At 59.6% G+C, this 25,970-nt stretch carries 26 protein-coding genes; 10 read left to right on the forward strand and 16 right to left on the reverse strand.

Features of this window, described 5'->3' with window-relative positions; all coding sequences use genetic code 11:
* Positions 1-41 precede the first annotated feature (41 nt).
* Both purQ and NXC24_RS10500 read left to right on the forward strand, forming a co-directional pair.
* A complete protein-coding gene (gene purQ / locus NXC24_RS10495; RefSeq protein WP_104823222.1) occupies positions 42-713 on the forward strand; it encodes a phosphoribosylformylglycinamidine synthase subunit PurQ in 672 nt (223 codons plus the stop codon).
* A 133-nt stretch (positions 714-846) separates the two neighbouring features.
* Entirely contained in the window at positions 847-1,251 is a 405-nt protein-coding gene (locus NXC24_RS10500; RefSeq protein ID WP_104823223.1) for a hypothetical protein, read from the forward strand.
* Positions 1,252-1,501: 250 nt separating this feature from the next.
* Here the strand turns inward: NXC24_RS10500 and NXC24_RS10505 are convergent, their stop codons facing one another.
* Positions 1,502-2,428, reverse strand: coding sequence for a redoxin domain-containing protein (locus tag NXC24_RS10505; protein WP_158704455.1), 927 nt, complete (start codon positions 2,426-2,428; stop codon positions 1,502-1,504).
* A 474-nt stretch (positions 2,429-2,902) separates the two neighbouring features.
* Complete coding sequence (locus NXC24_RS10510; RefSeq protein WP_104823225.1) at positions 2,903-3,142, reverse strand: DUF1127 domain-containing protein; 240 nt, start codon at positions 3,140-3,142, stop codon at positions 2,903-2,905.
* Between the two features lie 104 nt (positions 3,143-3,246).
* On the opposite strand from NXC24_RS10510, the gene NXC24_RS10515 reads away from it, so the two are divergent.
* The 4 genes from NXC24_RS10515 to NXC24_RS10530 all read left to right on the forward strand — a co-directional run bounded on the left by NXC24_RS10515 (position 3,247) and on the right by NXC24_RS10530 (position 8,073).
* The gene (locus NXC24_RS10515; protein WP_104823226.1) at positions 3,247-4,665 is read left to right on the forward strand and encodes a PLP-dependent aminotransferase family protein; all 1,419 of its coding nucleotides are present in this window, start codon (positions 3,247-3,249) and stop codon (positions 4,663-4,665) included.
* Positions 4,666-4,877: 212 nt separating this feature from the next.
* Positions 4,878-5,435: an acyloxyacyl hydrolase gene (locus tag NXC24_RS10520; protein WP_104823227.1), complete on the forward strand. Its 558-nt coding sequence runs from the start codon at positions 4,878-4,880 to the stop codon at positions 5,433-5,435.
* Between the two features lie 155 nt (positions 5,436-5,590).
* Positions 5,591-7,822 (forward strand): phosphoribosylformylglycinamidine synthase subunit PurL, encoded by a 2,232-nt coding sequence (gene purL, locus NXC24_RS10525; protein ID WP_104823228.1) that lies wholly within the window; start codon positions 5,591-5,593, stop codon positions 7,820-7,822.
* Between the two features lie 17 nt (positions 7,823-7,839).
* Entirely contained in the window at positions 7,840-8,073 is a 234-nt protein-coding gene (locus NXC24_RS10530) for a BolA family transcriptional regulator (RefSeq protein ID WP_004108912.1), read from the forward strand.
* On the opposite strand, the gene NXC24_RS10535 is transcribed toward NXC24_RS10530, so the two are convergent.
* Together NXC24_RS10535 and NXC24_RS10540 are read right to left on the reverse strand one after the other, a co-directional pair.
* The gene (locus NXC24_RS10535) at positions 8,059-9,264 is read right to left on the reverse strand and encodes a hypothetical protein (RefSeq protein ID WP_104823229.1); all 1,206 of its coding nucleotides are present in this window, start codon (positions 9,262-9,264) and stop codon (positions 8,059-8,061) included. The two genes, NXC24_RS10530 and NXC24_RS10535, sit on opposite strands and share 15 nt — an antisense overlap.
* Before the next feature lie 142 nt (positions 9,265-9,406).
* On the reverse strand, positions 9,407-9,706 hold the full coding sequence (locus NXC24_RS10540) for a hypothetical protein (protein ID WP_104823230.1): 300 nt from the start codon (positions 9,704-9,706) through the stop codon (positions 9,407-9,409).
* A 375-nt stretch (positions 9,707-10,081) separates the two neighbouring features.
* On the opposite strand from NXC24_RS10540, the gene grxD reads away from it, so the two are divergent.
* The 3 genes from grxD (at position 10,082) to NXC24_RS10555 (ending at position 13,084) form a co-directional block, all read left to right on the forward strand.
* On the forward strand, positions 10,082-10,417 hold the full coding sequence (grxD, locus tag NXC24_RS10545) for a Grx4 family monothiol glutaredoxin (protein WP_104825108.1): 336 nt from the start codon (positions 10,082-10,084) through the stop codon (positions 10,415-10,417).
* A gap of 140 nt (positions 10,418-10,557) precedes the next feature.
* Positions 10,558-11,790, forward strand: coding sequence for a multidrug effflux MFS transporter (locus NXC24_RS10550; RefSeq protein ID WP_104823231.1), 1,233 nt, complete (start codon positions 10,558-10,560; stop codon positions 11,788-11,790).
* Between the two features lie 13 nt (positions 11,791-11,803).
* On the forward strand, positions 11,804-13,084 hold the full coding sequence (locus tag NXC24_RS10555) for a multidrug effflux MFS transporter (protein WP_104823232.1): 1,281 nt from the start codon (positions 11,804-11,806) through the stop codon (positions 13,082-13,084).
* Between the two features lie 23 nt (positions 13,085-13,107).
* Here the strand turns inward: NXC24_RS10555 and NXC24_RS10560 are convergent, their stop codons facing one another.
* From NXC24_RS10560 to NXC24_RS10615, 12 genes are all read right to left on the reverse strand, one after another.
* Positions 13,108-14,028 (reverse strand): adenylate/guanylate cyclase domain-containing protein, encoded by a 921-nt coding sequence (locus NXC24_RS10560; RefSeq protein ID WP_104823233.1) that lies wholly within the window; start codon positions 14,026-14,028, stop codon positions 13,108-13,110.
* A 142-nt stretch (positions 14,029-14,170) separates the two neighbouring features.
* On the reverse strand, positions 14,171-14,995 hold the full coding sequence (locus tag NXC24_RS10565; protein WP_104823234.1) for an inositol monophosphatase family protein: 825 nt from the start codon (positions 14,993-14,995) through the stop codon (positions 14,171-14,173).
* Positions 14,996-15,013: 18 nt separating this feature from the next.
* Positions 15,014-15,841 carry an inositol monophosphatase family protein gene (locus NXC24_RS10570; RefSeq protein ID WP_104823235.1) on the reverse strand — a complete coding sequence of 276 codons (828 nt, stop codon included), beginning with the start codon at positions 15,839-15,841 and terminating at the stop codon, positions 15,014-15,016.
* Between the two features lie 89 nt (positions 15,842-15,930).
* Positions 15,931-16,803, reverse strand: a complete 873-nt coding sequence (ttcA, locus tag NXC24_RS10575) for a tRNA 2-thiocytidine(32) synthetase TtcA (protein ID WP_104823236.1) — start codon at positions 16,801-16,803, stop codon at positions 15,931-15,933.
* A 60-nt stretch (positions 16,804-16,863) separates the two neighbouring features.
* On the reverse strand, positions 16,864-17,793 hold the full coding sequence (locus tag NXC24_RS10580; RefSeq protein ID WP_104823237.1) for a glutaminase: 930 nt from the start codon (positions 17,791-17,793) through the stop codon (positions 16,864-16,866).
* Between the two features lie 71 nt (positions 17,794-17,864).
* A complete protein-coding gene (gene rpsD, locus NXC24_RS10585) occupies positions 17,865-18,482 on the reverse strand; it encodes a 30S ribosomal protein S4 (RefSeq protein ID WP_104823238.1) in 618 nt (205 codons plus the stop codon).
* A gap of 232 nt (positions 18,483-18,714) precedes the next feature.
* On the reverse strand, positions 18,715-20,232 hold the full coding sequence (locus NXC24_RS10590) for an ATP-binding protein (protein WP_104823239.1): 1,518 nt from the start codon (positions 20,230-20,232) through the stop codon (positions 18,715-18,717).
* 128 nt (positions 20,233-20,360) lie between these two features.
* On the reverse strand, positions 20,361-21,506 hold the full coding sequence (locus tag NXC24_RS10595; protein WP_104825109.1) for an alpha-hydroxy acid oxidase: 1,146 nt from the start codon (positions 21,504-21,506) through the stop codon (positions 20,361-20,363).
* Positions 21,507-21,594: 88 nt separating this feature from the next.
* Positions 21,595-22,059, reverse strand: a complete 465-nt coding sequence (locus tag NXC24_RS10600; RefSeq protein ID WP_104825110.1) for a GNAT family N-acetyltransferase — start codon at positions 22,057-22,059, stop codon at positions 21,595-21,597.
* A gap of 2 nt (positions 22,060-22,061) precedes the next feature.
* Positions 22,062-22,862 (reverse strand): glutamate racemase, encoded by an 801-nt coding sequence (gene murI / locus NXC24_RS10605; protein WP_104823240.1) that lies wholly within the window; start codon positions 22,860-22,862, stop codon positions 22,062-22,064.
* On the reverse strand, positions 22,843-23,685 hold the full coding sequence (locus NXC24_RS10610; RefSeq protein ID WP_104823241.1) for an RNA methyltransferase: 843 nt from the start codon (positions 23,683-23,685) through the stop codon (positions 22,843-22,845). The genes murI and NXC24_RS10610 overlap by 20 nt, the downstream gene beginning before the upstream one ends.
* A 159-nt stretch (positions 23,686-23,844) precedes the next feature.
* Positions 23,845-24,435 (reverse strand): hypothetical protein, encoded by a 591-nt coding sequence (locus NXC24_RS10615; RefSeq protein ID WP_104823242.1) that lies wholly within the window; start codon positions 24,433-24,435, stop codon positions 23,845-23,847.
* Positions 24,436-24,670: 235 nt separating this feature from the next.
* On the opposite strand from NXC24_RS10615, the gene NXC24_RS10620 reads away from it, so the two are divergent.
* The gene (locus NXC24_RS10620; protein WP_104823243.1) at positions 24,671-25,885 is read left to right on the forward strand and encodes an NADP-dependent isocitrate dehydrogenase; all 1,215 of its coding nucleotides are present in this window, start codon (positions 24,671-24,673) and stop codon (positions 25,883-25,885) included.
* The last annotated feature ends 85 nt before the right edge of the window (positions 25,886-25,970 follow it).

Raw genomic sequence — 25,970 nt, forward strand, 5'->3', positions numbered from 1 at the left:
ATTCCTAGCCAGTATCTTTCGCTTATGTCGGGAGCAGAATCATGAAATCAGCAGTCGTTCAACTTCCCGGCCTCAATCGCGACCGTGACATGATCGCGGCGCTGACCAAGATTTCCGGCAATGCGCCTATCACGGTCTGGCAGACGGAAACCGAGATCCCGGATGTCGATCTGATCGTTATTCCCGGTGGCTTTTCCTATGGCGATTATCTGCGCTGCGGCGCGATCGCAGCCCGCATGCCGGTCATGCAGGCGATCAAGGAAAAGGCCGACAAGGGCGTCAAGGTTCTCGGCGTCTGCAATGGCTTCCAGATCCTGCTGGAAGCCGGCATGTTGCCCGGCGCGCTGATGCGCAATGCCTCGCTGAAATTCGTCTGCCGCGAGATCAAGCTCGAGGTCGCCAATGCCGAAACGGATTTCAGCCGCGCCTACGCCAAAGGTCAGGTGATCCGCTGCCCGGTCGCCCACCATGACGGCAATTATTTTGCCGACGCGGAAACGCTGGCGGCGATCGAAGGCAATGGTCAGGTGGTGTTCCGCTATGCTGAAGGCACCAATCCAAACGGCTCCATCAACGATATCGCCGGTGTTATCAACAGCAAGGGCAACGTGCTTGGCATGATGCCGCATCCGGAGAACCTGATCGAAGCGGCCCACGGCGGCGCCGACGGTCGCGGTCTCTTCGCCTCCGCCCTCGACGTGATCGCCGCCTGAGGCGATGCGTCCGCACCAACATTAGGATTGCCAAACCAGCCGACGTTTTGCCTCGAACAGAACCTCGGAAAGGTTCCGATTCACATCATCATCGGCTAAGAGCTGCCCAACCGATTTATTGGAAGAGAGATTGATGCGCCCTCGCCTCGTTACCGGATTGTATTCTGCCGCCACTCTCGCAGCACTTGGCCTGCTCTTCACGTCCTGCACGACGCGCGCTCCGACTGTCACCACTGAGCAGCATAGCGCTCTGTCGACGATGGAGCGCGTCATGCTCAATGCCAATGCCTGCTGGTTCAAATCGGCCGATCCGGCCTTTGCTGGCTACCAGCTCGCTCCCGAACTCAATTCCTACACCGGCCGCCCGCGCATTCTCGTGGTTGACAAGAAGCACCCGACCGGCCGGCCGTCTCTCGTCGTTCAGGCGGAAGGCAATCCGGCGCAGTTGCAGGCCTTCGGCCCGATGATGTCAGGCGCCTCCGGCGGCCGCATCACCGGGGATGTCAACCGCTGGGCCGCGGGCACGAAGGGCTGCTGAGGCAGCGGCGACGTCGTCATTATAGCGCGGACAATCAGCGTTGCCGGAAAGGACGGGCCTGCAATTTCGGAGCCAGTGCAGCCACTTGTGCCGCACTGAACCAGTCCCATCGCTATGACACATGTGTTCCTAGCTTTAAACGCCGTTTAGCAGGTTATGAGGTCAATTAAACGCGGCACGTTTTGGATACATTCCTGGGAAAGCACACCGTGATTTCCCAGGAATAGCGCGAAAACAACAAGTTGCAGCGTCACGTAAGACCGATCCAAGGTCCGCCTGTCAATGCCACCCCCGCCAACGCGGAAAGATCTAGCTGGAGTTGGTCAAGGTCGAAGCCTTGCTGGAAGTGGCGAATAACTCCGTCAGAGTCGATAAGCACGTATGTTGGGTAAGCAGCTTCCGGAATATTGTTTGCAAGGGTGTACTTGTTAACGAGCCACCGCAAGTCCGATTTCGGGTCACCCCCGCAATGAACCACCGCTTCCTTTGGATCGAAGTTGTACTTTGTCGCCCATTGTTGCGCCGTTACCTGCGATGAAGCCCTATAACTCCGGTCATCGACGAGCACCGTAAAAGGTGTCAACTTCAGCTTCGTACCCTTGGTGACGTTTACATTGTCAATAAATCCGCGGGTTTTTTCAGCCGCAAAATTACAAGGACCGCACCACTGGGCGCAGATATCGACCAAAATCCAATCCTTGTTCGGGCTATACTTGCTAAGTTGGACAGTTTTGCCGGACTGATCCTGCCCGACGATGTCAGCGGCTTTGTCGCCGACGCGATAGCCCTCTAGGGTTGGTAATGCGAAGAATGCCAGCTGTCCGGTACCCCAGCCGGCACCGCCGGGGATCTGGGTGTTGTATTGGAAGCGCTGTCCGTTCGAGTTGGGATGAACGTAGATTGGTATCGTTCCCGTCCTCGGCTGAGTCGACGGATAGGCGTAAAATGGATCTTCTCCACCAGTCCAACCGTCGTGCGCTCCTTCGATCGTATCTATCTCAAAGCGATCCCCCGATCGATGACGATAAAAAGGTATCGTCCCTTCCTGCGGGGCAGAGTAGGCGTAGAACGCAATGGTCTTGTTTTGATCCCATCCATTCTCCGCGGTCATTTGGGTGCCGTACCGGAAAAATTGCTGGCTTTTCGATTGCGCGTAAATAGGAACTGCATCTGTCATTTGAGTGTCCCCCGATAATAAATGATTGGGCATCTACAAGCGGATGTTTCGAGTCCGAGTAGCGTCAATTGAACATGCGAGTTACGCCACAGGGGGACTTGCGGCCATAATATGTGCCGCGCACGAATGACCGAAGCGCGGCGTTAAACACAACGATGTCAGCGCTCCCTCCGGTTGCATCGATGCGACCAGACGCCAAGACGGCGATCGAACTTGGCTCCCCCATTGCTAGTTGAGCGCGTGAGGGAACGATACCACTGCCGCCCACTTAGTCAAGTATTCACTAATATAATACTATCAGCGGCGCTTCGCGAAAAGCTGCCTACCATTCATCGGCGTTGACCCACCCTCTGCGACCTCTCCGCAGCGCTAGGCATGGAAATAATGGAAATATATGTCGCCGACCGCGAACGAAGGCATGATCTTCGCCGCCGCTCGGCTAGATCTCGTCGCAATCGCCTCTTGCCGGCACGCTCAGTCCCAGAAAAACGATTTGTTCACCTCGTCCATCGCCTCCTCACGGGTCAGGCCGATGTCGCGCAGCTCATCATCCGTCAGATACCGCAAAGTCCAGCGGCTTTCCCGCTTCTGCAGCCAAACCGCAAAAGCGTCGACAAGACGATGCGCCAAGCGCGATACTCGCGCGGAGATGCTCGGCGACCTTTCGTCAGCTAGGGGACTCTTGCTGAAGTGAATTGTATCTATTGTATCCATTTCTTGCTCGCTTGATCGTGACAATCGGAATGTATCGAGCCAAACGACACAAATTGACTCATAATATTGACTCCCTTTGCGAAGCAATCTAAGAAATTGTCATTATGACAAATTGGCTGCCTGACATATCCAGCGGAACCGGCCCGGTTTACATTCGCGTTGCCGACAGCATCGAGAACGCGATTACGCATGGCGTGCTGCCGCCGGGCACGAAGCTGCCGCCGCAACGCAATCTCGCCTACGATATCGGCGTGACGATCGGCACAGTCAGTCGTGCCTATGCGCTGGTGCATGAGCGCGGCCTCGTGGCCGGTGAGGTCGGGCGCGGCACCTATGTGCTCGAGCGCGCCAACGGCAAGCAGATCGAGCCCGTGGACCCGATCACGCAGGCGCTTGCTGGCACCCGCGGTCTCGAGGTCCCCGGCGACAAGATTCGTTTCGACACGACGGCAGCACCCGATATTGGCCAGGGCGAGATCATCGGCCAGCTCTTTGCCGATATCAGCCGCGAGCATCGGGCGGAGATTTCCTCTTATTCACGGAACTTCCCGGCCAACTGGTTTCGCGCAGGACAGGTCTGGCTTGCCCGCAACGGCTGGCAGCCGGCGATCGAAACGATCGTGCCCACCCTCGGCGCTCACGCCGCCGCTATCGCCGTCATCTCCGCCGTCACCTCACCGGGCGACAAGATCGTCTTCGAGAACCTGACCTATACGCAGGTCAGCCGCGCCACCCGTCTTCTCGGCCGCCGCTCCATACTTGTGGACTCCGATGAGCATGGCATTATCCCTGACGATTTCGAACGGCTTTGTCAGCAGCAGCATCCGCGTCTCGCCTTCCTTATGACGACGGCGCACAATCCAACCCTGGTGACCATGCCGGAGGCGCGTCGCCGGGCAATCGCCGCCATAGCGCGCCGGCACAGCGTCTGGCTGATCGAAGACGATCTCTATGGGGGGATGACCGAAGATCAGAATCCGCTGATGGCAGCTATTGCGCCCGAGCGCACTTTCCTCGTCAGCGGCCTGTCGAAATCGGTGACCGCGGGCGTGCGCGGCGGCTGGGTCGCCTGCCCGCAGCATTTCGCCCAACGCATCAAGGTCACTCACAAGATGACGACTGGCGGCTTGCCCTTCATCTTGGCGGAAACCTGTGCCCGGCTGGTGCTTGGCGGCCATGCGCTGACGCTGCGCCGACGGGCTGTGGAGGAAATCCGCATCCGTGAGCAATTGGCGCGGGAAGCCCTGTCTGGCTTCGAATTCACCTCGCATCCGCACGTGCCGTTCCTGTGGCTGAAACTGCCGGAACCCTGGCTTTCGGGTACATTCAAGAATGCCGCCCTCGCCGAGGGCGTTCTTGTCGATGACGAGGACGAGTTCAAGGCCGCCCGCACGGACAGGGCCTATCACCGCGTTCGCGTCGCTTTTTCTTCACCGCAGCGGCGTGACGACGTCGCAAGCGGCTTCATGACGTTGCGTCACCTTCTGGAAAACGGATCGGCAGGTTACGACAGCCACATATGAGGCTGACGGCCATTTATGACGGCACTGTTGCACTTTCGCTTCAGTTTTTGCCAAATGCACTGTCATATAATTACCCCTACTTTACCCCGACCTTAAGGATGCTACCACTTGGTTAACGACTGCGAATCGCTTGCCATCTGGGGGTTGGGTGCATGGCTTTTGACGCTATTTCTGGTGGCCGGTTTTGGACGAGTGCGATCACCGCTTTGGCAATGACTGGTTCGGTTATCGTCGCTGAATCCGCTGCCGCCGCCGACATTGCGGACACAAAACCAGCCCCGGAGATCAAAATATTCGATGAACTTCGCTTCGGCGCCAGCGGCTCCATCCAGACTGGCCATGACCATGAGGCCGGCGTCTTTCCGGAAGTCGAGGTGTTGTTCAATCCATTCGGCTACAATCCGACGGACAATTGGAAAGATCAGCTTTTACGCCCCCGCATCCATTTGGGCACCTCGATCGGCACCACGGACACAGCGGCGACGCAAGTCTTTACCGGCCTGTCCTGGACGCTCACCCATAGCAACGGCATCTTCACCGAAGCCGGTTTCGGCGGCACCGTCCATACCGGGAATCTCGACGATTGGACCAAAGACGGCCCAATGCTCGGCTGTCGCCTGCTTTTCCACGAATATGCCGGGGTCGGCTATAATTTCGACAATCATTGGAGCCTGATGGCGCAAGTGGCGCATTCCTCGCATGCCAATCTCTGCGATGGGCCGAATGCCGGCATGACGCGCGCCGGGCTGCTGGTCGGCTACAAGTTCTGATCGCCAGGCAGCAATTGAAAATAGCGATGCCCGCTCTTCACCCATTGTGAATCGCGGGCATTTTCCTGTCGCACGATGGGTTCACATGCGCTAAAGAGACCTCGATCCCCTGACCGGCCTTCAAACCCTTTACAGGCAAGGACCATCGAGCGCCCATGACCCTTTCGAATTCGATCCAGATCACCCCGGAACTTATTGCCGCCCACGGCCTGAAGCCGGACGAATATCAGCGCATTCTGGATCTGATCGGCCGCGAGCCCACCTTTACCGAACTCGGCATTTTCTCGGCGATGTGGAACGAGCACTGCTCGTACAAATCTTCGAAGAAATGGCTTCGCACCTTGCCGACCAAGGGGCCGCGCGTCATCCAGGGCCCGGGCGAAAATGCTGGCGTGGTCGATATCGATGACGGCGATTGCGTCGTCTTCAAGATGGAAAGCCATAACCACCCGTCTTATATCGAACCTTACCAGGGTGCGGCGACCGGCGTCGGCGGCATCCTGCGCGACGTCTTTACCATGGGCGCCCGCCCGATTGCCGCCATGAATGCGCTGCGCTTCGGCGAGCCGGATCATCCGAAAACCCGCCATCTGGTTTCCGGCGTCGTTGCCGGTGTCGGCGGCTATGGCAACTCCTTCGGCGTACCGACCGTTGGCGGCGAAGTCGAGTTCGACGCGCGTTACAACGGCAATATCCTGGTCAATGCCTTTGCGGCCGGTCTCGCCAAGTCCAATGCTATCTTCCTGTCGGAAGCCAAGGGCGTCGGCCTGCCGGTCGTCTATCTCGGTGCCAAGACGGGCCGCGACGGCGTCGGCGGCGCGACAATGGCGTCGGCCGAATTCGATGAATCGATCGAGGAAAAGCGCCCGACCGTTCAGGTCGGCGACCCCTTTACCGAAAAGTGCCTGCTGGAAGCCTGCCTGGAATTGATGCAGACCGGCGCTGTCATCGCCATCCAGGACATGGGTGCGGCCGGCCTCACCTGCTCCGCTGTCGAAATGGGCGCCAAGGGCGACCTCGGGATTGAGCTCGATCTCGATAAGGTGCCGGTGCGCGAAGAGCAGATGTCGGCCTATGAGATGATGCTGTCGGAAAGCCAGGAGCGCATGCTCATGGTACTGCAGCCGGAAAAGGAAGCCGTCGCCAAGGCGATCTTCGTCAAATGGGGACTGGATTTCGCCATCGTCGGCAAGACCACGGACGACCTGCGTTTCCGTATCATCCACCAGGGTCAGGAAGTCGCCAACCTGCCGATCAAGGATCTCGGTGACCAGGCGCCGGAATATGACCGCCCGTGGCGTGAGTCCAACAAGCGCGCCGACTTGCCCGCAAATCTCGTCGCCGCCCCTGAGGATTATGGCCAGACCCTTTTGACACTCGTGGGCTCGGCCAACCAATCCAGCCGCCGCTGGGTGTACGAACAATACGACACGCTGATCCAGGGCAATTCGTTGCAGCTTCCCGGCGGCGACGCCGGCGTCGTCCGTGTCGAGGGCCACCCGACCAAGGCCCTCGCCTTCTCCTCCGACGTCACCCCGCGCTATGTCGAAGCCGATCCGTTCGAAGGCGGCAAGCAAGCCGTGGCCGAATGCTGGCGCAATATCACGGCAACCGGCGCCGAGCCGCTGGCCGCGACCGACAATCTGAACTTCGGCAATCCGGAGAAGCCCGAAATCATGGGCCAGTTCGTCGGCGCCATCAAAGGCATCGGCGAAGCTTGCCGCGCACTCGACTTCCCGATCGTCTCGGGCAATGTCTCGCTTTACAACGAGACCAACGGCGTCGCGATCCTGCCGACGCCGACGATTGCCGGTGTCGGGCTTCTGCCGGACTGGAAAGCGATGGCGCGTATCGGCTCGGCCTCGGAAGGCGATCGGATCATCGTGTTCGGCGTCGACGGCAGCCATCTCGGCTCTTCCGTCTATCTGCGCGATATCCTTGGCTCCACGGACGGCCCGGCCCCGGAGGTCGACCTCTTTGCCGAGCGCCGCAACGGCGATTTCGTCCGTTCAGCCATCCGCAATGGTCAGGTCACCGCCTGCCACGACATTTCCTCGGGCGGCCTTGCGCTGGCACTGGCCGAAATGGCAATGGCGTCAGGCAAGGGTCTGCGCATCGATCTTGCTGAATGCAAGGGCTTGCCGCACGCCGTACTCTTCGGCGAAGATCAGGCGCGGTATGTCGTCGCCGTGCCGGCCGATGTCGCCGATTTCGTCTGCATCAATGCGGAAAGCGCCGGCGTGCCGTTCCGTCGCCTCGGCGAGGTCGGCGGCGATGCGCTTGCCGTCGACGGACTGCTGTCCGTTTCCGTTCGGCAGTTGCGCGAGGCGCATGAATCGTGGTTTCCTGCCTTCATGGATGGCAGTGCACTCGTCGCTGCCGAATAAAGTGAGGTAAATCACTGATGCCAATGAATCCCGGCGATATTGAAGACATGATCAAGGCCGGCATTCCCGGCGCCAAGGTGACGATTCGCGACCTGGCCGGGGATGGCGACCACTATGCGGCCGAAGTCGTGGCCGAAGCCTTCCGTGGCAAAAGCCGCGTACAGCAACACCAGATGGTCTATGACGCGTTGAAAGGGAATATGGGCGGCGTGCTGCACGCCCTGGCGTTACAGACCTCAGCGCCCGATTGAGGAAAGCCGGGCGTTTTCGCCATCATTGCCGGCGCCGAAAGTCAGATCCGGCATGTTGGCGTGGGTGAATGTTGCAAAGCTGGAAGCCGGCAGTGGGCTGGCCGTCAAAAGCGTGAAATCAAAGGAAGCTCGGACATCTGGTCCGAGCACATATTGCCTGTGCACCCGCAGGAAATCGCGCTTGATCTTGGCGTAGTGCTGCGACGTCAGCATCTTCTTGAAGCGGACGAATATGATCGTGGGCTGCAGACCGTCCGCATGTCCGCAGACGGCGGCAACCTTCGTCTTGTAGAAATGAATCGCATCGGTCAGGCAATGGACGTCGAGCCAGAATATCTCCTGGCAGCGGGCCAATAGGCCAACGCGCGAGCGCAGCACGGCGGCGGGCCGCATCAATGCGCATTGCAGGATGGCGCTGCCGAGCGTCGTGAACACGACGCGCTTACCCTGGAATAGTTCCGGCTCCCGTTCGAGCAGCAGCCCGATCACATGCGCGGCGACGCTCGAGCCCATGCTGTGGGACGAGATGACATATTCGTCGGCCGGCTCGTCAAGCGCCTGGCGGGCACTGATGGCGCAGGCTTCGATCCACTGTTCGGCACCGATACCGTTCAATCCCGCCATGGCGACGGCCATTTCCCAGTCGGCAAAGAGATGCAGCGTATGCAGCCGCTCGGCCTGCGGCAGGAAGACATAGATGAAGAAGGCCACCGCCAAGGGGATGCTGCCGATATGGCTCCAAGAGGGAAGCCCGAACGCAAAAGGCGAGAGAGCGATGGACAGGCTGATAAGCAGCCCGACCAGCATCAACAGGAACGGAAAGATGAAGAACAGGCCAAACCGCCAGGCATGCCGAAAGTAGCCTATTAGGCCGCCTGATAGCGCGACCTTGGCAGCGGCGAGATAACCCTGCCTCAACCGCACGGAAAAAGGCCTGCCGTTCAGCTTGGCGACCAGATCATTATGATCGAGGATGTGGATGCGGCTCTGGGTTTCCCAGCCCGCTCCCTCGGCATTGACGTCGAAATACGGCGCCCTACCGAAATTTCGAAGCGTATCGACGGCAACCGAAAAATCCCACGCGGCGGCACTTTGTTTGGCGGAGCGCTGGTAACGCGCCCTGTGCGCAGCGGCATCCAATGGTTCGAAGCCGGGGAAGTGAAGGACCACCCTCTTTTTTATGCTATTCATTATGTTCTTAATTCCCGGCGGGTTGGCGGCGTCACGAAGACGTAGGATACTGCTGACACCATGACCTGTCGGCTTTTTCATGGCAGCTCATCGTCAAAGCCGTGCGAGAAACTCCCACGATATGGTTAAGGAATCTCTGACATCAGCAATCGCTGCGGGCATACGGCGAAAGTTCGGCACAGGAATCGCTCGACGGAGCGATCATGATCTTCTGAACGGTCGCAGATTGTACTTCCGGCGCTGGCGTGGTGGATGCGCGATAGCCGAAAGCGATGCTGAGAACCAAAACGATGATGCTGACCGTGATGGTGCTGTTCAATATCGATGCTCTAGGAGTGCGAACATGCTCGTAATATTCCCGTTCGCCCTCACTCGTCTCACTGGCGCCATAAAACTCGCGCTCTTCGCCGACCTGGCCGTCGGAATAGTGATGATGGCTCATGGTGCCCACTCCCTCGAAAATGCAATGTAAAAAAAGGGACTGGTACCCGCACACCGCCTTCGGCGGCATGCCTCGAAACTTCCCGCCACCGGCAAAAATAGGCCGGCAACACGATACTAAGCGTCCCTTGTTTATTCCCTATGTGTGTTGTTCAGCTTCCACGTTGAAGGAGTGATTTCAAAACGCACTGTTCAAGAAAAGTTGCTAATTCCAATGTCGCGCCATGATTCGGAACCATTGTTGCGCGAAAGCCCATTCATGCGATGAAAAACATATCGAGTGCATGATTGCGGCTGGAAATCGAAGCTTCACCTTGCTATTTAAGGAAAAGATTTGAAGCTGCGGACCTTGAACCCGCATGTGAAAGGACGAGACATGAGCGGCATCAACGAATTTATCGACAATGAAGTGAAGAACAACGACGTCGTTCTCTTCATGAAGGGTACTCCGCAGTTCCCGCAATGTGGTTTCTCGGGCCAGGTCGTCCAGATCCTCGACTATATCGGCGTCGACTATAAGGGCATCAATGTTCTGGCCGATTCGGAAATTCGCCAGGGCATCAAGGACTATTCCAATTGGCCCACCATTCCCCAGCTCTACGTAAAGGGCGAGTTTATCGGCGGTTGTGACATCGTGCGCGAAATGTTCCAGGCGGGCGAGTTGCAGCAGCACTTCCAGGAACATGGTATCGCCGTCCGCGGCGCCGCCTGACCGGTCACCGGGCTCTATCGTCCGGTTTCCATAGTCCAATTCAGTTGATAAGGCGCTGCCACCGGGCGGCGCCTTGATATGTTTATGGGAAAAAAACCGTGACGACTACATCCCAGGCTACGGCCCATGGGCAATTACCCATGGGCAAACGCGAGTTCATTGTGCTCGCGGCCTTCCTGATGGCGGTCAATTCGCTGGCCATCGACATCATGATCCCCGCCCTTCAACAGATCGGCTCCAGTCTCGGCGTGGAAAACGAAAACCACCGGCAATATGTCGTGACCGCTTATCTGATCGGTTTCGGCTCGGCGCAGCTTTTTTACGGCCCGCTGTCTGACCGATTCGGCCGCCGCGTGCCGCTGCTGATCGGCCTTGCCGTCTATATCGTTTCCGCCTTCGGCATTGCGCTGATCCCGTCCTTTGCCGGCCTGCTTGCCCTGCGCTTCATCCAGGGCCTGGGCTCCGCGGCAACCCGCGTCATCACCATCTCGATCGTCCGCGACGTTTTCGGCGGCCGTCAGATGGCCGAGGTCATGTCGTTGATCATGATGGTCTTCATGATCGTTCCCGTCATCGCACCGGGAAGCGGGCAGATCATCATGCTCATGAGCACCTGGCACATGATCTTCGTCTTCATCGGCACGATGGCGACGCTTGTCGGCATCTGGATGTACTTCCGGCTGCCGGAAACGCTCAAGCGGGAGAATGTCCGCCCCCTCACCGTAAAATCCGTCGTTTCCGGCTTCGGTATGGTTCTGACGAACCGTGTCGCTCTTTGCTACACGATTGCCAACACCTTCCTGTTCGGAGCGCTGTTCGGTTTCATCAATTCGGCACAGCAGGTCTATAACGACATATACGGGCTCGGCGCCTACACACCCCTTGCCTTTGGCGGCGTGGCGCTGTTCATGGCACTGTCATCCTTCATAAATTCGCAGCTCGTCGGACGCTTCGGCATGCGACGGCTGTCGCATGCGGCCCTGCTCGGCTTCGCCACCATCACGTTCCTGTGGCTGATGGTGCAGCTCAACGGACCGGCACCGATGCCCTTCCCGCTGTTCATGATCCTCTTCGCACTGGCAATGTTCCAGTTCGGATGGATCGGCTCGAACTTCAATTCGCTCGCCATGGAACCATTGGGCCATGTCGCCGGCACGGCGTCTTCGGTGCTCGGCTTCATGAGCACGGTCGGCGGCGCCTCGATCGGCGCGGCGATCGGTCAGCTCTATAACGGAACGGCGACCCCGATGATCGTCGGCTATTTCACGGTCTCGCTGATCGGCATCGGCTTCGTGCTCGTCGCCGAAAAGGGCCGCCTCTTCCGCCCGCAGAATGCACCGCCGCCTTCCGATTCATCTCTCGCCCTGCATTGATAGGCACATTGACATGAACCCGATCCAAACCAAGCCTGCGGAGCAATCCGGCTCCGCCCGCATCGGCCTCGGCATCGTCGAATTCATCATCACCATCGCATTGATGACGGCGAGCATCTCGATGGGCATAGACAGCATGCTGCCGGCCCTGCCGAATATCGGCCAATCGCTGGCAGTCGCCAATCCCAATGACACGCAATTGGTCATCGGCGTCTATTTCCTCGGCTTCGGTATCTGCCAGCTATTTTTCGGCAGCCTGTCCGACGCCTACGGCCGGCGGAATATTCTCCTTGGCGGCCTCATCTTCTACACGGTAACGCTGTTCGCGGCGGCTTGGAGCGGCAGTCTCACAACGCTGCTTGTGTTGCGCTTCATCCAGGGCGTCGGTGCCGCCGCTGTTCGTATCACCACCTTGGCGATCGTGCGCGATTGCTTCGGCGGCCGCGAAATGGCGCGGGTCATGTCCTATGTGACCATCGTTTTCATGATCATGCCGATGGTAGCGCCCTCCGTCGGTCAGTTGATCGTCGCCCATTCGAACTGGCAGTGGATCTTCATCGCCTTGGGTATCGCAAGTGCCGTTCTCTTTCTCCTCGCGTTTTTTCGCATGCGGGAAACATTGCCTGACCATGAGCGTCTGCCGCTCTCGGTCACTTCGGTCATATCCGGCTTTAAGACTGTGCTGACCGACCGCATCACCTGCGGCTACATGATTGGCCTGACGCTCTTTACCGGCGTCATCTGCGCCTATGTCGTGTCGGTTCAGCAGGTATTCGGCGAGGTCTACGGGCTCGGCGAGTGGTTCCCGATCGCGTTTGCCGCGACGGCGGCGGGTACTGCGGTCGCACAATTCGCTAACGGCTATTTCGTTCGCAGCTTCGGCACGCGGCGCATTTCGCATGCGGCGATGATCATCTTCACGCTCCTCGGCGCCTTCGGCTATGTCGTCGGCATGACCGGTCAGCCGAGCTTTCAGTTCACCTATGCGCTGATCTCGGTGATGCTGATGATGTTTGCGGTCATCACCACCAATTTCATGGCCATAAGCCTGGAGCCGATGGGGCATCTGGCGGGCACAGCCGCCGCCATTACCAGCTCCGTTTCCACCACCGGCGGCGTCGTGCTCGGCGGCATCGTCGGCCAGATGTTCGATGGAACCGTTCAGCCGCTGATTGCCGGTTTCACCGTTTTCGGTGCCTTGACGATTGTTGCAACGCTATGGGCAGAAAAGGGCAGGCTCTTTACCCATCCAGGCGACAGCCCGCAGCTCGAACCTGGCATGGGTCACGTCTGAGTGACCGTCTCTCAACGCGGCGATCAAATGTCGCCGCGTTGGCGCTTGACCCAGTGGATACCGGCAAGAACTGCCAGGCCCAAGAGCGGCCATATCACCCAGGGCGTGCCGTGCCATGACAGAAGGTTGATCCCCACGAGGCCGGCGCCGACCACTGCGAAAATGGCAAGGCGGCGATCGAATTGTGTGTTCGTTCGCGCCCAGCGAAGCCCCGCCGCCATAGCTATACCAAGCACGGGCCACGCCGCCCAAAACTCACCATGCCATGTCAGAATGTTGAGCACGACCAAACCTGCAGCGATTACCGCAAGCACGCCGTAGCTCCGCTCGCCTCGTAACCTGGTTCCAACAATGGTCGTGGCCGCACTCGGCACTTGTTCGCGCACGCTGCGAGGGTTTGTCGATGCCGTGGCGGTTTGCGGTTCACCGATCCGCACCGCATAACTCGGCACGCCGCCATCGACATTCTTGACCTCGAGTTGGCCAAGAAAATCGAACCCAACAGCCACCTTGTTGCGGACCTGGTCGTAGACCGTATTCGAAATGACGATGCCGCCGGCCACCGCACATGCCTGAAGGCGGGCAGCGATGTTGACGCCGTCGCCGTAGATATCGTTGCCCTCGGCGATGACGTCCCCGAGATTGAGGCCTATGCGGAAAAGCATCTGCGTATCGGGGTCGCTGTTGGCATTATAGCCGGCAAGTTCGTTTTGGACGTCGATTGCCGCGCGCAAGGCCTCGACAACGCTGGGGAATTCGGCAAACACCCCGTCACCCCAGGTATTGATCACCCGGCCGCCATGCGCTTCGATCAGTCGCGCCATGGCGTCGCGATATCGCTTCAGCGTTGCGAGTGTGCCTTCCTCGTCGTTCCGCATCAAGCGCGTATAGTCTTGAACGTCGGCGGAAAAGATGGTCGTCAGCTTGCGGCTCGTTTCGGTCATCTCGCTTGTCCCAGCCGGAAATCCCGCCGAAGGGCGGTTGCATAACGTGGGTGAAGATAATGTTCCGCTCGCGACTTTCCAAGGGGAATCACAGGTAGAAGCCGCGCCGCGGCATCCGCCTGACGCTGCGACAACCGCTATCTCAAATGGTGAAAACCTCTTGCCTCAAGAGTTCCCATGATGCTCTGTCCGGTGTCACCAATACGCCGCCCTCGACATGATGCGGCAGATAGGGCGAGCCGTCGAGGCGCCTGGCGTAAGCGCCCGCCTCCTCCGAGATCAGTACGCCAGCCAGATGATCCCAAGGCATCAGCTTGTTGTACATGAGATAATGAACGTGCCCGCCGGCAAAGGTGCGGTATTCATGGGCAGCGCAGCGGTAGTTGGTGAGAAAGCGCACTTTGGCGAGATTGCCCATGATCTCGGCTCGTTTGACCTTCGGGAGGTAGCCGGTGGAGGCCATGCCGACCATCTCTTCCAACGCAACCGGCGTTGCCACCGAGAGGCGCTGCGCCTCGCCGTCCGGCCGCCGGAGCCAGGCTCCGCCGCCCTTTTCCGCCAGCACCCAATCGTCTCCCATCGGATCGAAGATGATGCCGGCGACCGTCTCCCCCTTGGAGATCACCGAAGCCATGACGCCGAATGCCGGAACGCCAGCGGCGAAATTGAATGTGCCGTCGACGGGATCGACGATGATGGCCAACTCCGCCCCATATATCTTGTCGAGCAGCGCTGGATCGGCCGCAACCGATTCCTCGCCGATGAAAAGCGCGTCGGGCCAAAGCTGTTTGACCTCCGCCTTGATCATCCGCTCGGCCTGTTCATCTGCTTCGGTCACGAGATCAGTCGCCTCGCTCTTGGCGCGAACATCTTCGCTGCCGAGCCGGCGGAAGCGCGGCAGGATTTCCGTCTGCGCCGCACGGCGCAAAAGGTCGGCAAGGGTCGTAACGTCAACGGACGATGTCATAATGCGGGTCCTTTCCTGTCAGCCACCAATGATCTCGCGGCGTATGATCCGCCAGCTTTCCTCATCCGGCGCCGAGATAATGCCGCCAGTCGTTTCACCGGGACGATAGGGCGTACCGTCGAATTTTGCCGTAAAGCCACCGGCCTCCTGATGTACCAGCACTCCGGCAAGATGATCCCAGGGCATCAGCTTCGGGTGACCATTGAAGTGAATCTTGCCCGAGGCGACCAGCCAATATTCGTAAGCCGAGCAGTTCAGTGAACGGGGCATACGCACCTTCGCCATATTGGCGCTGACGCGCGAGCGGTCCGGCTCGTCCATATAGCTCCAGGATATCGAGCCCACCATCTCACTCAACGGTACTGCCGGCGCAACCGTGAGCCTGCTCACCTGCCCTCCCCGTCGCCGCTCGTAAGTGCCGGCGCCGCGCATGGCGGTCACCGTGTCGCCCAGCACGGGATCATGGATGATCCCGGCAATGGTCTCGCCCTTGGCAACAACGGCGAGGATCGTTCCGAAGGCTGGCAATCCGGATGCGAAATTGAGGGTGCCGTCCACGGGATCGATGACAAAGGCCAAATCCGCATCCGCCAGCGCCGGGACAACGGACCTGTCGGCCTCATAGGCCTCCTCGCCCACCACGAGCGCGCCGGGAAAGCGCGCTTTCAGCGCAGCCGTGATATGCCTCTCCGCCAACAGATCGGCCTCCGTCACTGGATCGACGGCCGAGGTCTTTTCAGAAATGTCGCCGACGCCAAGATTACGGAAGCGCGGCAGGATCTCACGCGCCGCAGCCTCGGCTACAGTCGCCATAAGAAATTCGAAGTCTGTATCGGAGAAGGTCATCGGTGGCCTTTGTCTGAAGAGAAGCCTCCTCTTATGCCCGATTCGATGAAGCCAATATGGCAAAACCGATTAAATCCGACGACCGCAGCTCAGGTGCTTTTCGTCATCAACGCGGCAAAATCGAAAAGCTTGGGGTCGAGCAGGTGCGACGGGTTCACATGCGCCAGTGCCCGCAGCATCGTATCCTTGCGACCTGGCATGCGGCGTTCGATATCGGCCAGCATGTCCTTCATCGCATTGCGTTGGAGACCGTCCTGCGAGCCGCAGAGATCGCAAGGGATGATCGGGAACTGCATGGCGGCGGCAAATTTGGCGAGATCGTCTTCGGCAGCATAAGCGAGCGGACGCAGCACCATCAGGTCGCCCTCGTCGTTCAAGAGCTTCGCCGGCATCGAGGCCAGCCGACCGCCGTGGAAGAAATTCATGAAGAAGGTTTCGAGGATGTCCTCACGATGATGACCGAGCACCAGGGCATCACAGCCCTCTTCACGGGCGATGCGATAGAGATTGCCGCGGCGCAGGCGTGAACAGAGTGAGCAATAGGTGGCGCCCTCCGGCACCTTTTCCTTCACGATCGAATAGGTATCGCGATATTCGATCCGGTGTTGAACACCGATTTTTGTCAGATACTCCGGCAGGACATGCTTCGGAAAATTCGGCTGGCCCTGGTCGAGATTGCAGGCGATCAGCTCCACCGGCAGCAGGCCGCGCCATTTCAGATCGAGCAGGATCGACAGCAACCCATAGGAATCCTTGCCGCCGGATAGGCCGACCAACCAGCGCCGCTGGCCCTTCAGCATCTGGAAATCTTCGAGCGCCTGACGCACCTGGCGCAGCAGGCGCTTGCGCAGCTTGTTAAAGGAGACCGACCGCGGCGCATTGGCAAACAGTGGATGGACGGCAACATCGCCATCCTCAGCTTCGATATCGAGCTCGTCTGCCACTGTCGTTGCGATATTCATCTTGTCATACCTCGGCCATCGCCACGCTGATACCAGAAAGCGCGGCGGGAAGACACCATATCAATCACCGAAGACCGACCATCCGGTATGGGCGGCGAGCATTTCCAGCGCCACCGCGCCAAGCTGCGAATTGCCGACCTTGTTCAGCCCCGGCGACCAGACGGCAATCGAGCCGATACCCGGCGCCACCGCGAGAATGCCGCCGCCGACGCCGCTCTTACCGGGCAAGCCGACATGATAGGCGAAATCACCGGAACCGTCATAATGGCCGCATGTCAGCATCAGCGCATTGATGCGCCGCGCCCGCTTCGGCGAAACGACGGAGTGGCCGGTGATCGGATTGCTGCCGCGGGCCGCGAGATAAAGCCCCGCCTTGGCCAGTTGCTCGCAAGTCATCGACAGGGCGCATTGATGGAAATAGACGCCAAGTACGTGCTCGACGGGATGATCGAGATTGCCGTAGGCGCGCATGAAATTGGCGAGCGCGACGTTGCGGAAACCGGTCTGCGTCTCCGAGCGCGCCACCTTGTCGTCAATGGTGATGGACTCGTCATCGGCAACGTAGCGCACGAAGCGCAACAGCTCGCCGATCGCCTCTCGCGGCGCATGGCCGGAGAGCACGATATCGCTGACGGCGATCGCCCCGGCATTGATGAAGGGATTGCGCGGTATTCCCTCCTCACGCTCGAGCTGGACGATGGAATTGAAGGCAGTACCGGACGGTTCGCGCCCGACCCGCTTCCATAGGCCTTCACCCACCTTGCCCAACGCCAAGGTCAACATGAAGACCTTGGAGATGCTCTGAATGGAAAAGGGAATATCGGCATTGCCGACGCTGCGGACATTACCGTCCACCGTCGCAATCGCCATGCCGAACTGGTTCGGATCGACTTTGGCGAGCTCAGGAATATAGTCGGCGACCTTGCCTTCGCCGAGGCGCGGCAAAAGCTCCGCATGGATGCTGTCGAGAATTGCCTGCAAATCGCTCATCGGACGCTCCAAAGACAAAAAAGCCGCTCGAAAAGAGCGGCTTTTGCATTCGCAAGAAAGATATCCGCCTATTAACGCGAATAGAATTCGACGACCAGATGCGGTTCCATGACGACCGGGTACGGTACGTCGCCGAGAGCCGGAACGCGAGCGAAGGTCGCAACCATCTTGTTGTGGTCGGCTTCGACGTAGTCCGGAACGTCGCGCTCAGCGAGAGCCACCGATTCCAGAACGGTGACGAGCTGCTTGGACTTTTCGCGAACTTCGATAACGTCGCCAGCCTTGCAGCGGTAGGAACCGATGTTGACGCGAACGCCGTTTACGGTGACGTGGCCATGGTTGACGAACTGACGGGCAGCGAAGACAGTCGGAACGAACTTGGCGCGGTAGACGATCGCGTCGAGGCGCGATTCGAGAAGGCCGATCAGGTTTTCCGAGGTGTCGCCCTTGCGGCGGTTGGCTTCGTCGAAGATGGCGCGGAACTGCTTTTCACGCAGGTCGCCGTAATAGCCCTTCAGCTTCTGCTTTGCGCGGAGCTGCACGCCGAAGTCGGAGAGCTTGCCCTTGCGACGCTGGCCGTGCTGGCCCGGGCCGTATTCGCGGCGGTTAACCGGGGACTTCGGACGGCCCCAGATGTTCTCGCCCATACGGCGGTCAATTTTGTACTTGGACGATTCGCGCTTGCTCATCGCATTTCCTTTCAAAGTGTTGAGCGGCCCGTTGCCAAGCCGCGAAGGAAACACGCCCTCCTCTGAACTCCGTTTTCGAGCTCTGACAGGTCTCTCACGTTAGCGAACGGACGAGACCACGGGACATGTCAAATGAAACACCGGACATTTCTGCCCGGCGTTGGCGCGGTCTGTAAGGGGTCGTCATGAAAATGTCAACAGCGCCAGACGCGCTTGTGCAAGATTACAGCAGCTATTCCGCCGCCGCCTGTTCGCTGCTATCCAGATCAGGCGCATTGGCGTCGCCTGGCGCAGTCTGGGAACCCATATCCGGGAAAGCGACGATGCGCTTGCCGGAAAAGTCCGTATGGACGACGACGCTGCCTTGTTCTTCGAAATAGCTGAGCAGGCGCCGGGCGCGGCGGGCCGAGTGGGTGCCGTAGGCGCGGGCGATGCGGGCGTCGGATGGACATGGCTCACCACAGATGGCCGCCTTGGCAAGCATCAGGAAAACACCCTGCAGATCGTCGGTAACGCTGGAGGAGAGTGACAGCGCGGTTGCCCAGGCATCCGTCGCCATCGTCGCCTCATCGGCGCCGGAGCGCACGATCGCGACGCGTCGGCGAAACTCCGGCAGCGATATCGGCACACCCGGTACGCGACGCATGCGCAGCCGCACGAGGAACTCCTGATAGAGCACCGAATCCGTGCGGAAGGCCGAGGCTGAGTCATCGAGAATTTCCGAGAGCACGGCACTCACCCGCGCCTCGCGGTCCTCAGGCGATAATTCCGGCTGGCTGACCTTCGGTTCAGCCGGCGCGGCGCCGGCCGCAGGCGCGGAGCGGGAGAGCTCCGCCAGGATATCCGTCGTCGGACGTGGCGCAGGCGCAGCGCGACGAACGACCGGCCGTGAGAATTCCTCCGGATCCGGCGTGAAGATCAAATCCTCCACGTCCTGCGGCGCATCCGGCAGCGGCATCAGCTTGGGGCTGGAGGAGCGCGCCGACGTTTCAACCGCGCCGATGGTGATCGGCAGCGGCCGGCGCGACAGAGCCGGACCGAGCGCGACGAAATTGCCGCGCTTCAGGTCACGGAACATTTCCGCCTGCCTGCGGTCCATGCCGAGAAGGTCGGCGGCGCGGGCCATGTCAATATCAAGGAAGGTACGCCCCATCAGGAAGTTGGACGCCTCGGCCGCAACGTTCTTGGCAAGCTTCGCCAGGCGTTGTGTGGCGATGACGCCGGCAAGCCCGCGCTTACGGCCACGGCACATCAGGTTGGTCATGGCGCCGAGCGACATCTTGCGCGCGTCTTCGGAGACGTCGCCGCCGACGGAAGGGGCAAACATCTGCGCCTCGTCGACGACGACGAGCACCGGATACCAATATTCGCGATCGGCATCGAACATACCGTTGAGGAAAGCGGCCGCGGCGCGCATCTGCTGCTCAATATCGAGCCCTTCGAGCGTCAGCACGCAGGAAACACGATGTTGGCGGATACGGTTGGCGATTCCGGCAAGTTCGGCCTCGGTGCGCTCGCCGTCCACCACCACATGGCCGAACTTGTCGGCCAGCGTGACGAAATCACCTTCGGGATCGATGATGACCTGCTGTACCCACTGCGCCGACTGCTCCAGCAGACGCCGCAACAGATGCGATTTCCCGGAGCCGGAATTGCCCTGCACAAGGAGACGGGTCGCCAGCAGCTCCTCGATATCGAGTTGGGCGCTGGTCCCGCCGGACGCCGTTCCCATGTCGATGCCGACCTGCAATGCACTACCCCTTTGACAAGACTCAAATGTGAAGACGCCCATCTTTCAGAAACAGGGCGTCCCCGTCTATCAAAGATTTCCAAGCTTCGCGTCCGTGGATTGAAAAAACCCACAGGCAATTGCGGGGCTTATCTGAACCGCAGATTGGCCCGCGACAGCTCGCTGACGGAGGTGCATCCCATCAGCTTCATGTCGCGCTCGATCTCGGTGCGCAAATGCCGCAATGCGCGCTCCACACCTGCCTGACCGGCAGCGGCCAGCGGATAGAGGTAGAAGCGGCCGATACCGACAGCCTTGGCGCCGAGCGAGAGGGCCTTCAGCACATGTGTGCCGCGTTGGATGCCGCCATCCATCATCACATCGATGCGGTCACCGACGGCATCAGCGATTTCCGCCAGTTGATCGAATGCCGAGCGCGAGCCGTCCAATTGCCGGCCGCCATGGTTCGAAAGCACGATGCCGGTACATCCGATGTCGACAGCACGCTTGGCATCCTCGACCGACATGATGCCCTTCAGGCAGAACTGTCCGTTCCAGTACTTCACCATCTCGGCGACATCGTTCCAGTTCATCGACGGATCGAGCATTTCGGTGAAATACTTTCCGATCGACATAGCGCCGCCGCTCATGTCCACATGTTCATCAAGCTGCGGCAGACGGAATTTCTCGTGCGTGAGATAGTTGAGCGCCCAGGCCGGCTTAATGGCGAACTGGGTGACACCGGCCAGATTAAGCTTGAACGGAATGGAGAACCCGGTGCGAAGATCGCGCTCGCGATTGCCGCCGGTAATGCTGTCGACCGTCAGCATCATCACATTGACGCCGGCTTCCTTCGCCCGCTCCATCATAGCCCGGTTCAGCCCGCGATCCCTGTGGAAATAGAACTGGTAGACCTGCGGGCCTGGATACTTCTTGCGGATTTCCTCAAGGCTGACGGTCCCGAGCGAGGAGACGCCGAACATGGTGCCGAGCGAGGATGCTGCAGCGGCCACTGCATTTTCGCCCTGGTGATGGAACAGCCGCTGCAACGCCGTCGGCGAGCAATAGAAGGGAGTTGCGAGCTTTTGTCCCATGACGGTGACAGACATGTCGATCTCGCTGACGCCGCGCAGGACGTTCGGAACGAGATCGCAGCTTTCGAAGCTTGACGTGTTACGCCGCAGCGTCACCTCATCGTCGGCGGCACCGTCGATATAGTTGAAGATCGGACCGGGAAGGCGCTTTTTCGCAAGGAGGCGAAAATCATGGAAGTTGTGGCATTCACGCAGACGCATGGCTTGCCTCGACAACGACACCGCAATCATTCTCAAAAGACATCAAACATCGACCTCCCAATATCCCGCCGCTCAGTCCGATCGTGAACTACAGCCGATGCAAGCGTGCTTCCCACTTGTAAAGCACATCCGGCTCTTTCTCCTCATTGCCTGCTCCGTCAGACTCGTCAACCACGAAGAAGCCGTGCTTCTCATAAAAGCGGCGCGCGGGCTCATTTCTCTTGAATGTCCAGAGTGAGAGCACCGGATAGGTCGATTTGGCAACATCAAGTAGGCGGCTGCCGATACCATGCCGCTGCGCCTCGGGCAGAACATAGAGCTGATCGATCCAATCCTCGAGAAAGGCGATGACGCCGACGAGGCGACCGCCCTCCTCCGCGCCCCAGATCTGGCAATCTTTGAAAACCACCGCGCTCCAGAAGCCGACATCCTCTTCCGGGGTATGAAGCCCGGCAAGCATCGGCAGCCGCTCATTGAAGGACGCGCGATGGACGGCCGCAGCCGCCGGCATGTCCGCGAGATCGAGTTTACGAAATGAAACTTTGTCAGTCATCATCAAGCCTTGAGCCCGAAACCCTGCATTAGCCGCCGAGTCGAAAAATCCGGCGTACCGGAAGTGAAGACGGCGAAATCGAAATTGTCCGGATGTACGGCATCGGCCACCAGCGGCACCAGGCTGCGGGCGCGGCGTGCGATCGCTTCCGCAGGATCGAGCCAATCGACCGGCCAGGGAGCCAACCGGCGAAAGACATTGGCCATGAAAGGATAATGCGTGCAGGCGAGCACGACGATATCGGTCCTGCGTCCTTCCTTCTCCACGAAGCACTGAGCGATTTCGGAGAGGATGGCATCGTCCGAGACGGTATCGCCGCGAATATAGGTTTCGGCCATGCGCGCCAGATTCTCGGAACCGACTAGGCGGACATGGCATTGGGTCGCAAAGGACTGGATGAGATCGCGCGTATAGGCGCGTTTGACGGTGCCTGGCGTCGCCAGCACCGAAACCAGCCCAGAGCGCGTGCGCTCGGCAGCCGGCTTGATTGCCGGCACGGTGCCGACGAACGTCATCTGCGGAAAGGCGGCGCGCAGATCGGCGCCGGCGAGCGTGAAGGCCGTGTTGCAGGCGATGATGCAGACTTCGGGATCATGCTCGGTCAGCAGCTTCGCGAAAAGGCCGACAATGCGCTCCCGCAAAGCCTGTTCTTCCCAGCCGCCATAGGGAAAGCCGGCACTGTCGGCGACATAGATAAAGCCGCGCTCCGGCATCAGCACGCGCGCCTCGCGCAGCACGGTCAGGCCGCCGATGCCCGAGTCGAACACCAGAATGGGTTTCAGCTCATTCGCCGTTGCTGTCATCGTTTGTGGTTTCCTTGGGCGCGGCAGGGGATCGGGGATGCGAGCCGCTGCCGCGCGGAGATTTGCGCGAGAAGCGGTCGAGGGATGAGATCACCCCGCGCAGGACGCTGATTTCCTGTTCCGTAAACGCCCGGCGCGAGAGGACCGCGCGCAGATTGTCGACCATTTTCGGCTTTTTCCCGGCAGGATGGAAATAGTTGCGTGCGTCCAGCGCTTCTTCGAGCTGATCGAACAGGCCGAAGAGCTGCTCCTTGGTGGAAGGCCTCTGTTCCATCGCCTGGAAGGGTACGGAGGCTAGATCCTCCATGCCGGATTTCATCCATTCGTAGGACATCAGCAGCACCGCCTGTGCGATGTTCAGCGAGGCGAAGGCGGGGTTGACGGGAAAGGTCACGATCTCGTCGGCGAGTGCCACTTCTTCGTTGGTCAAACCCCAGCGCTCGCGGCCGAAGAGAATGCCGGTACCCTCGCCGGCTGTGAATTTTGCCCGCAGCGTTTCGGCGGCGGCGACGGGAGAACGCACGGGCTTATAGCCATCGCGTTCACGCGCGGTCGTTGCGTAGACGAAATTGAGATCCGCGATCGCCTGCTCCAGCGTGTCGTAGACTTTGGTTGCCTCGATGATGTGATCGGCCTTGGAGGCAGTCGCCTGCGCCCTCTCATTCGGCCAGCCGTCGCGCGGATTGACCAGGCGCAATTCTGCCAGGCCGAAATTTGCCATGGCGCGGGCCACCATGCCGATATTCTCGCCCATCTGCGGCTCGACCAGAATGATGGCCGGCCCTTCGGCCAGAAGTTGACGCTCGCTGTTGGTACCTGCCATGAACTCAAATCCCCATGCGGTAAGCATACCGCGCTAATGAGGGCCGGAATAGCGGCGCGGGCCTCAATCGGCAAGGGCGAAGTCGGTTGTCGGCATCGATCGGGCTATACCGGCAGGCCGCAAGACCGGCGAGATAAGAACCCGCCGGCCACGACCCGATCACTGCTGCGGCTGATCCTGCTGCGGCGTCTGATCCGATGGCTGCTGTTGTTGCTGTTTGACGATGTCCTGCATGACCGATTTCAGCGAATTGGACTGGCCGCCGTCATCGACCGTGATGATGTCGTCGATCACGGGCTTTCCGGCCTCCTGGATGATTTCGAAGCGCACAGTGGTCGTTTTCTGATAGTCCGCATCCGTGCCCATGCAGACAGATTTCTTGAAGGTGGCAATCACCTCTGTCGTATCGCCCTTCGGCGGTTGCGGCGCGATATTCAGTTCCTGCAGCGGGCATGCATCCTGCCCGCCAACGATGACATCGTAATCGAAGGGCGAAATGCCATCTTCATCCGCGGCGGGGAACTGCGCCGCCGCCTGGTATTTCGCAACGAAATCCTTGCTGTAGATGTCCTTCAGCTTGCTATCGTCGAAAATATCCTGCCAATCGCTGTCACCGCCCGCCCAATTGGAAACGGTCGCGTCCATCACCGTCTTGACCGGCGCCATCACGTCGGCCGCCCCGGCCGAGCTGGCGCCCAGCGAGAGCGGAAGGAAAACGGCGAAAAGCGCGGCAGCGGCAATTTTTTGCATGATAAAAATCCGTGATGATCGGCGAAGCATTCGCGCGACATTAGTCGCATCCGGCGCTTTGGCAATGGCTCGATCTTGAAAAGCATGCGTCTCGATGAAGGGGACGTGATCGGCAAAAACGCCGTTTCGGCGCCTCTATCGGCTTTGCGTTCGAGACTTGCGGTGCTATAGCCCTCGGGACTTCATATCACTCACAGGGACATCCGGTCCCCATCAGCTTAAACGAGGCAGAAGCATGAAGAAGATCAAGGTCGCTAACCCGGTTGCCGATCTCGATGGCGACGAAATGACTCGCATCATCTGGCAGCTTATCAAAGAAAAACTGATCTTCCCCTACCTCGATATTGATATCGACTATTACGACCTCTCGGTCGAAAACCGCGACGCCACCAATGATCAGGTGACCGTCGACGCCGCCAACGCCATCAAGAAGTACGGCGTCGGCATCAAGTGCGCCACGATCACGCCGGATGAAGCCCGCGTGAAGGAATTCAACCTCAAGGAAATGTGGAAGAGCCCGAACGGCACGATCCGCAACATCCTCGGCGGCGTCATCTTCCGCGAGCCGATCATCTGCAAGAACGTTCCGCGTCTGGTTCCGGGCTGGACGCAGCCGATCGTCGTCGGCCGTCACGCCTTCGGCGACCAGTATCGCGCCACCGACTTCAAATTCCCGGGCAAGGGCAAGCTGACCATCAAGTTCGTCGGCGAAGATGGCACGGTGATCGAAAAGGAAGTCTTCAACGCTCCTGGCGCCGGCGTTGCCATGGCCATGTACAACCTCGACGAATCGATCCGCGAATTTGCCCGCGCTTCGATGATGTACGGCCTGATGCGCAAGTGGCCGGTCTACCTGTCGACCAAGAACACCATCCTCAAGGCCTATGACGGCCGCTTCAAGGATATCTTCGAAGAAGTCTATCAGAACGAGTTCAAGGCGCAGTTCGACGAAGCCGGCATCACCTACGAACACCGCCTGATCGACGACATGGTCGCTTCCGCGCTGAAGTGGTCCGGCGGCTACGTCTGGGCCTGCAAGAACTACGACGGCGACGTTCAGTCCGACACGGTTGCCCAGGGCTTCGGCTCGCTCGGCCTGATGACCTCGGTTCTGCTGACACCGGACGGCAAAACGGTCGAAGCCGAAGCTGCTCACGGCACAGTCACCCGCCACTACCGCCAGCACCAGAAGGGCCAGGAAACCTCGACGAACTCGATCGCCTCGATCTTCGCCTGGACCCGCGGCCTCGCGCATCGCGCCAAGCTCGACGACAATGCCGAACTCGCGAAGTTCGCCGCGACGCTCGAAACCGTCTGCGTCGACACCGTCGAAGCCGGCTACATGACCAAGGACCTGGCACTGCTGATCGGCCCCGACCAGCCGTGGCTCTCCACCACCGCTTTCCTCGACAAGATCGACGAAAACCTCAAGAAGGCCATGGCTGCCTAAGCCTCGCCGACTTCGAGACCTGCGGGAACCCGGCCTTGGTGCCGGGTTTTCTTTTGCCCGAAATCTTGCCGCCTTGACCGACCGG

Origin of the sequence: Rhizobium sp. NXC24 (assembly GCF_002944315.1) — a bacterium.
GTDB lineage: Bacteria > Pseudomonadota > Alphaproteobacteria > Rhizobiales > Rhizobiaceae > Rhizobium.